The organism is Flammeovirga aprica JL-4 (genome assembly GCF_012844305.1).
Lineage (GTDB): Bacteria > Bacteroidota > Bacteroidia > Cytophagales > Flammeovirgaceae > Flammeovirga > Flammeovirga aprica.
Genome location: NZ_JABANE010000025.1, coordinates 17,194 through 30,321 on the forward strand (window position 1 = coordinate 17,194; position 13,128 = coordinate 30,321).

The 13,128-nt window shown below is 35.3% G+C and carries 12 protein-coding genes; 2 read left to right on the forward strand and 10 right to left on the reverse strand.

Annotation, left to right across the window (positions count from 1 at the left end; all coding sequences use genetic code 11):
• Window positions 1-86: 86 nt before the first annotated feature.
• The 3 genes from HHU12_RS11140 to HHU12_RS11150 all read right to left on the reverse strand — a co-directional run bounded on the left by HHU12_RS11140 (window position 87) and on the right by HHU12_RS11150 (window position 3,374).
• Window positions 87-1,352 (reverse strand): RluA family pseudouridine synthase, encoded by a 1,266-nt coding sequence (locus HHU12_RS11140; RefSeq protein ID WP_240970919.1) that lies wholly within the window; start codon window positions 1,350-1,352, stop codon window positions 87-89.
• Window positions 1,353-1,629: 277 nt separating this feature from the next.
• Window positions 1,630-2,388, reverse strand: a complete 759-nt coding sequence (locus HHU12_RS11145; protein WP_169656821.1) for a tetratricopeptide repeat protein — start codon at window positions 2,386-2,388, stop codon at window positions 1,630-1,632.
• A 113-nt stretch (window positions 2,389-2,501) separates the two neighbouring features.
• Window positions 2,502-3,374 (reverse strand): prephenate dehydrogenase/arogenate dehydrogenase family protein, encoded by an 873-nt coding sequence (locus tag HHU12_RS11150; protein ID WP_169656822.1) that lies wholly within the window; start codon window positions 3,372-3,374, stop codon window positions 2,502-2,504.
• 46 nt (window positions 3,375-3,420) lie between these two features.
• Here HHU12_RS11150 and HHU12_RS11155 point away from each other — a divergent pair, with 46 nt between their 5' ends.
• Both HHU12_RS11155 and HHU12_RS11160 read left to right on the forward strand, forming a co-directional pair.
• Window positions 3,421-4,818, forward strand: coding sequence for a hypothetical protein (locus tag HHU12_RS11155; RefSeq protein ID WP_169656823.1), 1,398 nt, complete (start codon window positions 3,421-3,423; stop codon window positions 4,816-4,818).
• Window positions 4,819-4,962: 144 nt separating this feature from the next.
• On the forward strand, window positions 4,963-7,002 hold the full coding sequence (locus HHU12_RS11160; protein WP_169656824.1) for a M13 family metallopeptidase: 2,040 nt from the start codon (window positions 4,963-4,965) through the stop codon (window positions 7,000-7,002).
• Window positions 7,003-7,186: 184 nt separating this feature from the next.
• Here HHU12_RS11160 and HHU12_RS11165 read toward each other — a convergent pair whose 3' ends face one another.
• The 7 genes from HHU12_RS11165 to ppk1 all read right to left on the reverse strand — a co-directional run bounded on the left by HHU12_RS11165 (window position 7,187) and on the right by ppk1 (window position 13,072).
• Window positions 7,187-7,564: a hypothetical protein gene (locus tag HHU12_RS11165; protein WP_169656825.1), complete on the reverse strand. Its 378-nt coding sequence runs from the start codon at window positions 7,562-7,564 to the stop codon at window positions 7,187-7,189.
• 71 nt (window positions 7,565-7,635) lie between these two features.
• Window positions 7,636-8,580 (reverse strand): SRPBCC family protein, encoded by a 945-nt coding sequence (locus HHU12_RS11170; protein ID WP_169656826.1) that lies wholly within the window; start codon window positions 8,578-8,580, stop codon window positions 7,636-7,638.
• A gap of 146 nt (window positions 8,581-8,726) precedes the next feature.
• A complete protein-coding gene (locus HHU12_RS35035; protein WP_205959858.1) occupies window positions 8,727-9,119 on the reverse strand; it encodes a hypothetical protein in 393 nt (130 codons plus the stop codon).
• A gap of 46 nt (window positions 9,120-9,165) precedes the next feature.
• Complete coding sequence (locus HHU12_RS11180; RefSeq protein ID WP_169656827.1) at window positions 9,166-9,405, reverse strand: hypothetical protein; 240 nt, start codon at window positions 9,403-9,405, stop codon at window positions 9,166-9,168.
• A gap of 89 nt (window positions 9,406-9,494) precedes the next feature.
• The gene (locus HHU12_RS11185; protein ID WP_169656828.1) at window positions 9,495-10,220 is read right to left on the reverse strand and encodes a hypothetical protein; all 726 of its coding nucleotides are present in this window, start codon (window positions 10,218-10,220) and stop codon (window positions 9,495-9,497) included.
• 237 nt (window positions 10,221-10,457) lie between these two features.
• A complete protein-coding gene (locus tag HHU12_RS11190) occupies window positions 10,458-10,952 on the reverse strand; it encodes a regulatory protein RecX (RefSeq protein ID WP_169656829.1) in 495 nt (164 codons plus the stop codon).
• Window positions 10,952-13,072 carry a polyphosphate kinase 1 gene (ppk1, locus tag HHU12_RS11195; RefSeq protein WP_169656830.1) on the reverse strand — a complete coding sequence of 707 codons (2,121 nt, stop codon included), beginning with the start codon at window positions 13,070-13,072 and terminating at the stop codon, window positions 10,952-10,954. The genes HHU12_RS11190 and ppk1 overlap by 1 nt, the downstream gene beginning before the upstream one ends.
• Window positions 13,073-13,128: the final 56 nt, after the last annotated feature.

Consider the following 13,128-nt stretch of genomic DNA (forward strand, 5'->3'; position numbering starts at 1 on the left):
CATTATCATATATTTCTCAAAAAGGAAAAAGCCTCACTTTTCGGTGAGGCTTTTCTTTTTATCTACCAATTTTAATGTCAATTGGCTTAACCATATCTTAAGAAGTCTTCCCATCTTCTAATCAATCGCTGCATATCTTGAGGGATTTCAGAGTTGAATTGCATCCACTTTCCAGTTACCGGATGTTCAAACCCTAGAGATTTTGCATGCAATGCCTGACGAGGACAGATCTTGAAATTATTTTCAACGAATGTTTTATATTTCCCTGTACTCACTCCCTTCAGAATCTTATCACCACCATACATGGAATCAGAAAACAAAGGATGACCTTGATGACGCATATGAACACGAATCTGATGAGTTCTTCCTGTTTCAAGCTTACATTCCACCAAACTCACATAACGCATATCTTTCAATACCTGGTAGTGTGTTATGGCGTGCTTTCCATAAGTAGCATCATCAGGAAGAACGGTGTATACTCTGCGGTCCTGTGCAGATCTACCAATCAATGATTTAATTGTACCTTCCTTTTCTTCATCAGGAAATGTACCCCAAACCACCAAATTATAAGTTCTTTCAATAGTATGATCGTAGAACTGTTTTGCCAGATGCGTAAGTGAGTGTTCTGTTTTGGCAACCACTAACAACCCTGATGTATCTTTATCAATACGATGGACCAAACCCGGCTTGTCGCTTCCGTTGAAAGAAGTCGGCAAATCCTTGAAGTGGTATGAAAGGGCATTGACTAAAGTACCCGATGTATTATTGAAACCAGGATGTACTACCATTCCCGGCTTTTTATTGACAATCAATAAATCCTCATCTTCATAAACGATATCAAGAGGAATATTCTGAGGCTCAATTTCCTGTGCTCTTGGCTTTGGCATAAATACCATCACCACATCCCCTGCTGTCACCTTGTAATTAGGCTTCACAGGCAATCCATTGACTAAAAAGTGACCTTCTTTTAGACCGTTTTGAATTCTGTTTCTTGACAAATTAGGAATTCTGTCTACCAAAAATTTGTCAATTCTCAAGGCAGTTTGCTTAGGATCTACCTCAATGCGTAATTCATCAAACTCATTAAGAGATTGTAAGTCTTTTTCTGTAAGATTAAAATCCTCTGGCCTATAATAAAAGTCTTCCGCATCCTCCTCTTCTTTTTGAGAAGTTGTTTGACTTTCATTCATCACTGAAGAATCAGAAACTACATTATCGTTTCCAGCTGTGTCATTAGGCAGTGAATTTGCCGAATCTTTTACTTCTTCCTGAGAGGTATTTTTTTTCGACATTTCTTCGTTATTATGATGATTAATTTCTTGTTTCTTTACGTAATTGCTTGTTCCGCTCATCTTTTTTGATAATCAAGTTATAGATTAAAAGTTAACATTAATTGGTTCTAAGAAAGAGTGTTGATTTACTGTTTTGAAAGTTATAATTCTGAGAGTAAAACTGTCAATTTATACATCTCGTAACACAATACTCTTGCTTAATATAAATGAATACAGACCAATAATAAAAGTTCCCCTTTCATCTTTAATTAAAAAGCAAAATGATTTCTTATTTGAATTCAATTCATTCAAATAATTTGCGTGAATAACGCATTTTATTTAATGTACACAGTGGTACTTATTTATTTTGATTCGGAAGCTTGAATCCATTCTTAATGAAGTCAATAAACTCCTGAAAAACAGCTTTATCAGTAAAAACACTTTTTACAATCCCCCAGAATCCGCCAACTGCTTTCTGCTGTTCCATCTGCGCTTTTGAAATGGCCGCCTTTTCCTGAATCAACTGACGCTGTTCCTCTTCTTGCTTCGCTTTTTCTTCCTTCCAGTCCTCAAGAAGTTCAGTGATTTCTTTTTTCTCAGGATCAATACCTTCATAACCTACAAGGTCATTTGACTTTTTGTAGTGCTCCTGTGCTTTATCCCAAGCGCCAGTCTGCTCCTGAATCAAACCAAGGTTGTTATGAGCAATGGCATCTTCCGGATCTAGCTCAATCGCTTTTTCATAATCAGCAATTGCACCTTTGGTATCCTTCATGTGTGCCTTTACAAATGCACGGCTTGAATATCTGAATGGATTTTGAGGTTCGATCTGAATGGCTTTATCAAAATCGTGTATTGCTCTTTTGCTATTGCCCTGCATGTGCAGTACGATACCTCTGTGTGCGAAAAAGTCAGCATTTAACGGCTGAAGGTTAATCGCTTTGTTGATGTCTCCTAATGCACCGTCGAAAGCTTTCATTTTATAACGAGCCACTGAACGATGGTAGTAAGCACCAATATTTTTCTCGTTCTCTTTTAATACAGCATTAAAGTAAGACACCGCTTCGGTATACTTACCTTCTTTAATCAATTCTAAACCTTGACTATATTCTTCCATATCTATTTACGAAGTGAATTTCACCTCCAAATTTTTATCCTTTCCCTTCTTCTGATAAAAAGTTCTTTAAATACTGTTATTCTACACAAATAACAATGAAAAAGCATTTTTGTTTACATTTCTAGCTTCTCACTCAACTTTTGCATCAAGTGACTTGACACTTCAATGTCTCCTGAGTTTTGAGAGAAGAAATCTTGCATCTCTGAGATGTAATCAATAAATGAATCTCTGTCTCTAGTTTGGATGATATCAAACAGCTTGTTCATTTCATCTCTGAAAATTCTCACCACTTCATATACATATTCATTTCTCATTTGAATATCAGCGTATAGCAATGGATTCTGCATGACATATCGAGTATAAAATACGATAAAAATTCTGTAAGGAGGGGAAGCAACACTCTTAATATCTTCAAAGTCCTCGTTATATCTTGCCATTGTCTTGGCTGATACAAAAACATTGAAGTGATTTAGGCCTTGCACTAGTCCCATCTGCTTGTCATGCTTGATGTACTCAACATCTTTCACAATTCCTTTATGGTGTGTGAAAAACTCTTTGAACGCTTTTTCTAAATCTTCCGCACCGTCCACGTGGTTAAACAAAACAACGTTGCCATCAAAACTCTTGATAGAAGGACCAAACATAGGGTGAATAGAAAGATACTTTGGCAACACCTCTGAATAAACTTTTCTGAGAGAATAATATTTCTCCACTACAAATTTTTTCACGGATGTTAAATCCACCAAATACTTATCGTCTAATGAAGGAAATACTTCTTCCATCACATTTGACATGGCTGAAATCGGTACTGCAAGGATCACAATATCCGCCCAATCTGCCAGCTGTCTATTCGACTCAAATTCACTTTCTTTGCCTCTTGATGAAAACCTAGTTTCTATGCCTTGGGCTCTGAAAAATTTCACAACCCAGCTTCCCAAACCTTGGTTACCACCAACAACTCCTATTTTTTGCTTGTCTAGTTCCACAATTATCTCACTCAGATTTTTTATATTCGTTAAAATTACTTCATTTTTGAAGATTCAAACGAGATTCTTTTTGCATTCGTCATGCAAAAGTACGTATTTCATTTTTTATTTGGGAGTAGAAGCAACGGGAAGTGGCGAAATGACGATGACTTTTGATTATTTTATGCCTGTAGACTGTACAGGCGAGACATTAGATGAGTATTTAGAAGAGGCTTGGTTTAGAGATGGACCAATGATGTCTCGCTATGAGATGATTTATTTTAGAAATCATGTCTACTCCATCGTGCCCATACGTGTAGGCCTTGACGGTTTTAAGTTTTCTAAAAGCCAAAGAAAGCTGATGCGTAAGAACCGCTGTTATGAAATCAAGATACAACCGCTTGAAATCACAGAGGAAAAGGAAAAAATGTACGCCGAACATAAAGGGCGTTTCCAGTCTCCTAACTCCCCTACTTCTCTAAAAAATTATTTCTTGGAAGAAGGAAATGAAGAGTCTCCTTTTGAAACATGGGAACTTCAAATCCTTGACGGAGATAAAATTGCCGCCATTTCATTTATGGATTTAGGCAAAAATTCCATCTGTAGTATCTTGGCTCTTTTTGATCCGGAATACAGCAAGCAGTCATTGGGCATCACTACCATGCTATTGGAAATAGAATACGCTCAGATGACCAACAAGAGTTTCTATTATCCTGGTTATGTGCTTGATGAAGGTTCGGTCTTTGATTACAAGAAAAGATTAAATAACCTTTACTTCTTTGACTGGGAGGATTATACATGGCAGGAATGGGATAAATTTCAGCCAGAAAAATCTACCAATGCCATATTAAGACAAAAGCTGGGTGCTGTTCAGGAAATTGCTCAAGAGCTAAATGAAACGAAACTAGAACTTGTGCAGAATGAGGCCTTCTTTTATAATATATGGCACAATACTTTTGATGTATCTGGTATAATTCCTTCTCCTTTATATTTAGAGTGGGAATCGCAGTGGTTCCATCAGCTTACTATTAATGTTGATTTCCTCGAAGATATCCACGAACCGCTTTATGTTCTTACACATCAGCAAGAAACTTTAGAGCAATCCTACTCTGCAACGGCCATTAATGATTCGCTTCATAAATTCCAGATGCGTATCAGAAATGCCGCCATTGTACAGCAGCAAAACCTTTTCTTGCTGGAAGAATATTTAATACAGGAAAATATTGAGACCGACATTACGAAAATGTTCTCCAATGGTAATAAGCTGGATGGATTTATTGAATTAGCAATTGAAGGAAAACACCTTACAATATATATATCCTATATTCTTTCAAAAAGAGTATTTTTAATGCAGGCTTCTAATGATCTCCGCGATATTACCGTGGATACATTCGCCTCAGCTAGAGACTGTGCTATGGCCATTAAAGAATGGTATTATAGAAAAACCTTGAGTTTGGTATTATAAGAGCATGTGTGATCATCTCTTTTAGTAAAAAATATATTCCAAACGTGCTCTAAAGCTTTTCCAGAATTTTAGCACCAAGGCGATGCTTAGCTTAGTACTTGTCCATTTAAAATATTTTCAATTCTGATTGTATTTTTTAGATGTATGAAAAAAACTTTCTCTCTCTTATTTATCGTTTCCATCCTTTGTTTTTTCTCATGCGAAGAAGAACAAGGTGATCAGTTCCATCCCTCCCACTTTTTTGATTTAAGTGATTTTGACACACTCACTTCTCCAAAAGACAATTTCTATCAGTATGTCAATGGCAATTGGCTCAACAATGCTTCCATCCCAAACGATAGAGGCACATGGGGAAATTACGCCGCTTTGAGATCAAAGAATGACATCAGAATAAAATCATTGCTTGAAAAGACATACAAAGAGGGCAATTATGAGGAGAAGACCAATACAGCTAAAGCGCTTCTATTTTTTAATGAAGGGATGGACTCTGCTAAAATAGAGAAATTGAAAGCAGATCCTGTGCGACCAATGCTGAGAGAGATTATTGATATTGAGAATTTCTTTGACCTGCAAAAAGTAATTACACAATTGCACACCAAAGGTATTCATCCATTTTTCAAACCTACCATCTTTCAAGATTCTTACAGAAATAACAAACAAAGTCTCTTCTTAGAGCTTTCTGGAATAAGCATCCATAATACTGTCTTTTATGCACTTCAGGATGAAAATGCGAATAAAATGCAGGAAGAATATATGCATCATATTCAGCAGATGTTTCATATACTTGGTTACACTCAAGACGAAGCTTCTGTGATTGCCAAAACGGCCTATGCTGTAGAAGAAGACATAGCAGAACAGTACAATATTTCTATCCGCAACCATACCAACGAAAAATATTATAACTTAAAATCATTACCCGAACTGACTGACATCTGCCAGTCTTTTGTGTGGAAACAGTATAATAATGAGATTGGTATTCAGACAGACACCGTAATTGTCACCAATATCACTTACTTTTCAAGCATCGATGCTATTATTCTCAAAAACGGTATTGCAAAAATCAAAAACTATTTGCTTTGGAGAGTACTCCATCATGCAGCACCTTATCTTTCTCATGAATTTGTAACGGAAGATTTCAGGTATTTCGGCAAGAAAAGGGATGGACTTCGCGAACAGCCCGAACGATGGAAATCAGTATTAAAAGCCACAAATAAAGCTGTAGGTTTTGCCGTTGGCGAACTCTATATCAATGAGTATTTTCCAGAAGAAGCAAGAATAAAAATCAAACTGATGATTGATAATATTCTTCTAACTGCTGAAGATCATATTCAGAATGTGGAATGGATGGATAGTAAAACGAAGGAAAGTGCTTTACAGAAACTCAAAGGCTTAACCATCAAAATAGGCTATCCTGATAAGTTCCCTTCTTATGCTTCCTTAAAATTAGGCTCATCCTATTACGAAAATATTATCCTGTCTAACGAATGGCTTTTTCAGAATAAAATCAAAGCCTTCAATAGCGGAAGCAATGCCAAAAAGTGGATTATCACACCACAAACGGTCAACGCTTATTACCATACTCTTTATAATGAATTTGTGATTACGGCAGGTATTTTACAACCGCCTTTCTTCCATCATCAAGCCGATGACGCGGTTAATTATGGAGCTATTGGAGCTGTGATTGCCCACGAAATCACTCACGGTTTTGACAACATTGGCAGAAGATACAATGCAAACGGGAATGTGCAGAATTGGTGGACCACCAAAGATTACTATGCTTTTAAAGACCGCACAAAGAAACTGATTGAGCAGTTTGATCATTACGAACCTCTTCCTGGAATCACGATCAATGGCAATCTCACATTAAATGAAAATATTGCTGACCTCAGCGGTTTGGCCATTGCTTATCATGCCTTGGGACAATCTCAGGGAAGCAATCTAGATATTTCGAAAATTGATGGCTTTACCCCTCAGCAACGTTTTTTCCTTTCATGGGGTACATTATGGAGATCGAAAACACGAGTAGAAGTACTTCGTCAGAAATTAATGACAGAAATGCACGCTCCCGGTGAATACAGGGTAAACGGCCCACTCTCTAACTTCACTCCTTTTTATGAGGCTTTTGGCGTACATGAATACGATGGCATGTGGAGGAAAGAGGAAGACAGGGTGAAGATTTGGTAAGTTGTGTAAATCGTAATTGTCGTTTATTTAGAGAGTGTTTACTTAACGCTGTCTCTATTTACTTGTAGTTTCTTTTTCTAGGCGACTTCAAAGTTCTTTTTTTCTTCTTCTATTTCGACCTTCGATAATTCTGTCAATCTAATTAGAAAAATAATGTAGTTTGACATTTTTAATGAGTTAACCTTTATACCTTTTTTTCTGTTATTTGTATAAATCTTAATTTCCCTTTGATTACCTCCACCCTTTCTTTTTTTGTTATTCTATTTATATCAGTAAGAATAATCTTCCTATATCTGATACCATTGTTAAGTAAAAGTGCATTTTTCGTCAGCCTAACCTTGGCAGTCGTATAAAAAATCAACCATATACACGAAAGTCCAAACACTAAAAATCCCACTGTGAGTACTAAGAAAAATGGATGAATACTTGATAAGTTAACGTCTTTAAGGTGTAAGAAAGTTTCATATAAAAAATACCCAACTGACACCAACCCCAATACAGAAATGAGTAAGGTCAGTATATTTGGTCTCGATTCGAAAATTATTTCATCTTTAGTTTCCATATTTTGAACATATAATTTCACCTAACATTTTACTAAACTGCAAACAAGGATGTTCAATCGAAACTTGCTGTTTATTTTTTGCTATAAGTTGTTGAATTTTCGGTTTTTTGTTTAATATGATTTAGAACACGTTCATGTATTCTGTGTAAAATATAATTTGTCCAAATTTCCCAATAAATGACAGGTTTGATATTTAAAGTATACCACGTTGTACCTGATAGTTTTGTTTTATTTTTCCCAATCGCCTCTAAATTGAATTCACCTTTTTTAGAGAGAAAATAACCATTTAAATGAGGAGGCTGAATTTCCCAAAATGGATTCATTTCATGCATAGGTGTTGGTTGACTTGTTACAGAAAATGCTAACTTATGTGGCTTTTCCCATACAGTAATAGGCTCAATAAAACTACCTGTAGTAAAATTACAATATCTAACAGCACCAACTCCATTACCCTCAATATTAGCATTAATTGGATAAGAAATACCTGTCTTGAAAAGTAATTCAGTAGGTTCTGGTATAGTTCCAAAGGCTATGACTTCATTCCAGATATCTTCTATTGGAGCATTAACTATAACAGATGTGGTAACTGGTGTTAGTTTAATATTTGTATTTTTATTAGCATAATCAAAACCACAAAAAATGAATCCTAAGATAATTAGAATACCATTAATACTTTTTATCGTTGTTTTATTAATAACCATTATTGCAACACTCACTCCAATCCATTGACAAATTAAGATCAAAGGTAAGGTCATTAAAATACAAATAAGTCCTTCTATTTTGAATATTAAGATTCCTAAGATTATAACTCCCAATACTTTTAATGACAAGAAAAATAAACTTCTTTTCCTGATTTTTTCTCCTAATCTTAATATTAAAAATGAAGGTAAAAAACCCATTAAAAATGGTAGAAATATAAAAATAAATATTCCATAAGATTCTATAAAATAAACTCCAAATACTAATAACATAATAGTGTTTATTGAAGTTATCCCGATTACTTTTAGTTTGTTCATTTGATGAATAGTAAATAGTTTGCATTACTGCTAAATTATTGAGCCTATGCGTGCAACATGTGACCTGGAGGTTTAGCTACAATTTTATTTTTTTGAATCACAAAGTAAATCCTTATGATTAATCTTAAAATGTAATTAGCCGTTTTTTATTTACTTATCGGATTGATTTTCAAATCCAATATTTCAATTACTTCACAATCGGCAGAATACATTGGACCTTCTCTAAAATTACATTTTAATCCGATCATAATTTTCTCATATATGATTGGCCTTCTTTCTGGATTGATTACCCACATTCTAGCAGTTCCTTCATTCGGGACCTGTCTATCATTATTCGTTATCAGTTCCCCTGATTCATCTTCAAACTCAGGCCAGATCATATATAGATGTTTTTCATTTTCACCTTGAATTGAAAAATCACATTGAATTCCTTGAAAGGGTGTTCCAGATATTCGTCCACCATCTTCAGGTGATCGAAATTTGTAGCTGACTCTAAAATCAGCTCTATGTCCAAGCCTTATTTCGTAAGATTCATGCATATCTACTACAATTCAAAGTTTTTAGAAACCTTCAACTTCTGTGCTATTAGCTTTCCATATATATACCCCATACACAATTAGAAAATTCACCTGCAGCAAATTGTATTTCTATATTTTCTTTAACAATCTTATATATACTCAATTTATAAGATTGTCCATACTTTGGATCTTTAACCTGAATAGAATTTCCTGTATTCTCCCATTGAAAATCCCATATATTTAACTCTTTTAGCTTAAATGTTTGACCATCAATGATAGTCGCTTTATGTTTCCAGATACCGCTCATATTATTATTGCTAACATTTAGTGTACATGTTGTGCTGACAAAAACGGAGATATGAATATCATACATATTGTTCTCCGCTTTTTCTTTATTTAATCTGTTGATGAACCACAAATTCCTATATACCAATCTTTTTCAGGATTATACACAGTCCAAAAGAATGTTCCCCACCATTCCTTTCCAGCATCGAAATAAGGTGAATAATCTGTGCTCCATTTCATAATTTCTATTTTCTTCAAATCTGAAAAGATGTAGTTCATAAACTCTATGAGATATTCTCCTTGCTCTTTTATAGTCTTACCTATTTGAATAGAGAAAGGAGGTTCCATAAAAGCATAAATAAAATCACTATTCGGAGTTTCATACTTCAAGTTAAATTCATTAATCCTATTATTTATATCAATTTTATTTGTTGTAAGTTCTTCAGAATCATAATAGAAATATGAGTTTATCGTATCATTACCTTTTATTCCTCTCACAAATGGCTTTTCAAGTTTAAAGTCATAAAAAGGTCCTAAAAATTCTTCCAAGCCAATCTCTAATCCACTGTTATCAAAATTTGTTTGATATACAGGTAAAGTTTTTCGGTTTCCTTTTGATGCACTCCTGTTCCAATGGTGATTCATATCAGAATTTATCCGTTCCATTATTTGCTTAGCGACAATTAAATGGCACTCGTATTTATCAGATGGTTTGGCTCCTTCGTAATTTTCAAATATTCGGAATATGTGAAAGTGTAATACTCCTCCTTTCTTTTCAAAGTCTTCAGTTCTCTTTAGAACCTCTTCATTCCGTATTTCTTGAATATTTATGTGCATTTTTTATTTTTCAATGGCTGAGAATATTGAATAAACACAATGACATCTATCCTTAAAAAATTAGTTTGCTGAATAGATTGCCGAAAGCCTTTCACAATTTATTGGTTATTGTAATACGAAACAAGAAGTTACATCTTCTGAAGTGCGTATTTAGCATCTCTCCAATGATAAAAAAAATAAGGAGGCGAATCAAACTTTTCTTTTCAATTCACCTCCTCTATCTTTCAGAAGAAATTATTATTCCTCTTCCTCTTTATTTTTCACTTCAAAAAGTGCATCTTCCACCGCATTATAGCAGACTTCTGTCTCAAAACCTTTTCCTGCTAGGTGCTGAAGGGCTTTTCCTTTAACAAGGTGGTTCTGTTCTCCTTTGTCCATCAATTTCTCTACTTTTCTGAGGGCTATTTTCAAGGCTACTTCATAGTATTCCTCTTCATTGATTTCCTTCAGTGCTTCCTTTCCTAAAGAAGGAGAGACGCCCTTCTGATGTAAAGCCATCTGAATTTTGCGTCTCCCCCATTTATTACTTCTGAATTTGCCTCTTACAAAAGAAGCGGCATACCTTTCTTCGTCCCAAAACTTATTTTCTTTCAGCCACGCCAGCACTTCTGGAATATCTTCCTCATCGTATTCCCACTTTATCAATCGGTTCACAATTTCTTGCTGACAACGATCTTGATAGGAACAATACGCGGCTATTTTGGGTAGAATCTGTTGATAGGTATAATCCATTAAAATATTTTTGATTTATTGACTACTTTTTGAGTTACATTGTAGAACTCGTTGAAGACATTGAATGAACGGTCTCCTTCTTTTATTTTCTGTTTAGTGTAAGATCCGTCTTCATTCATAACGAAGCTGTTTACATTATCTTTCAAGTTGAAATCAAGAATGTTGATCGCTTCTTTTTTACACAATGGATCTACAATTTCAAACTGAGATTCAATTCTTCTATCAAATGATCTTGTCATTGCATCTGCACTACCACCATATACAATTGGTTCTCCGTTATTATGGAAATAGAATAATCTTGTATGTTCTAAGAAATCACCGACAATTGATCGTACTGTGATATTTTCACTCAATCCTTCACGACCTGGACGGATACAGCAGATACCTCTCACGATCAAATGTATTTTTACACCCGCTTGTGAAGCAGCATAAAGTGCATCCATCATCTTATCATCTTGGAATGAGTTGACTTTGATAACAATGCCTGATGAAAGGCCATCTTTAGCGTTTTTCGCTTCTTGTTCAATCAAATTAATAAACCCTTTTCTCATTTGGCGAGGTGCAGTGAGAATTTGGTTATAGCGTTTTGGCTGAGAGTGACCTGTGATGGCATTGAAAAATTCTGATACATCTTCACCATAAGCCTCTTTTGAAGTCAGCAAGCCAATATCTGTATAAAGCTTGGCTGTGGATTCGTTATAGTTACCACTACCTAAGTGAGCGTATCTTCTTACTTGATTGCCTTCGTTTCTAACAACAAGCATTAGTTTGGTGTGTGTTTTCACTGCAGACATACCGTAAATCACAAAACACCCTGCCTCTTGTAATTTCTTTGCTTCCTGCAAGTTGTTTTCCTCATCAAAACGTGCTTTCACTTCGAAGAGTACTGACACTTGTTTACCACTTTCTACAGCACTCAATAACGCTTTTGTTACCCTTGAGTCTTTTGCCAAACGGTAAATAGTCATTTTGATGGCCAATACTTTTGAATCATCTGCTGCTGCTTCCAACAATTCCAGCATTGTATCAGGACTGTTGTAAGGGTGGTGCAGGAAGATATCCTGTTTTTTCAAACGGTCAAAAATATTGTCGCTATCTCCTTTCTTGAAGCTTTGCATAGCCACAGGAGTAGTGAACTGAGGTGAGGACGGCTGTAAGTAAGCAAATGCTTTGTGTCCTACAATTTGCCAATATCTTGTATGATCCAGCAACACTGGCGATTCGAAGATATTGTCTTCATCTATATCAAAACGCTCCATCAAAACTTCTCTCAACAGTGGACTAGGATTGGCTGTGATTTCCATTCTCACTACCCTGCCCGTTTTACGCGTTCTTAATTTTGATTTTAATTCATTTAAAAAGTCTGTATCCAAATCATCACTTTCATCCAGTGTGAAATCACCATTTCTTGTCAATCTAAACAAGTCAACCGACTCCACTTCTACATTTCTGAATAAGCGGGTGATGTGGGCTTCAATAATTGATTCAATCGGAACAAAAACCCAATAATCCTCTCTTTCTATTTGGAAAAACTTAGGTAGGTTTTTAGGAATTTGAACGAATGAAATCTTTCTCCTATTTCCCGTCTCCTCTCTTTTGTCCGTAGTGACTACACCGAAAATCGTCAGCAAGTTCTGCAATACTGGGAAAGCATGGTAAGTATCATATACCATTGGTGTAAGCATTGGGAAAACCATTCTATTGAAGTAGGTATCCACATGCTCTTTTTCATTATCATTCAGATCTTCTACATCCAGAATTTTGAAGCCGTTATTTTCAAATTCAGGTTGCAGTTCCTCTAATAATAGTTGTGATCCCTGACTAGAGAACCCATGTATATCCTCAAAGAGTTTTTGCTTAAATTGATCTTCTCTTAACCCTGAATAATCCGTTCTTCTTTTACCGTAATCAATGTAATTATAAAGTGAACCAACACGAATCATAAAAAACTCATCCAGATTTGAAGCTGTAATTGCTAAGAACTTCAATCTTTCGAAAACTGTTCTCGAAGACATTTGCGCCTGGTACAAAACTCTATAATTGAACTGAAGCCAGCTTAAATCTCTACTGATATAATTACTACTATTGATTAGTGCTGTTATCTTCTCTTGGTTTATCATATAAGTACGGTGTATAGGATTTTTTGGATATATATGTTTTTACAGTTCAATACTTC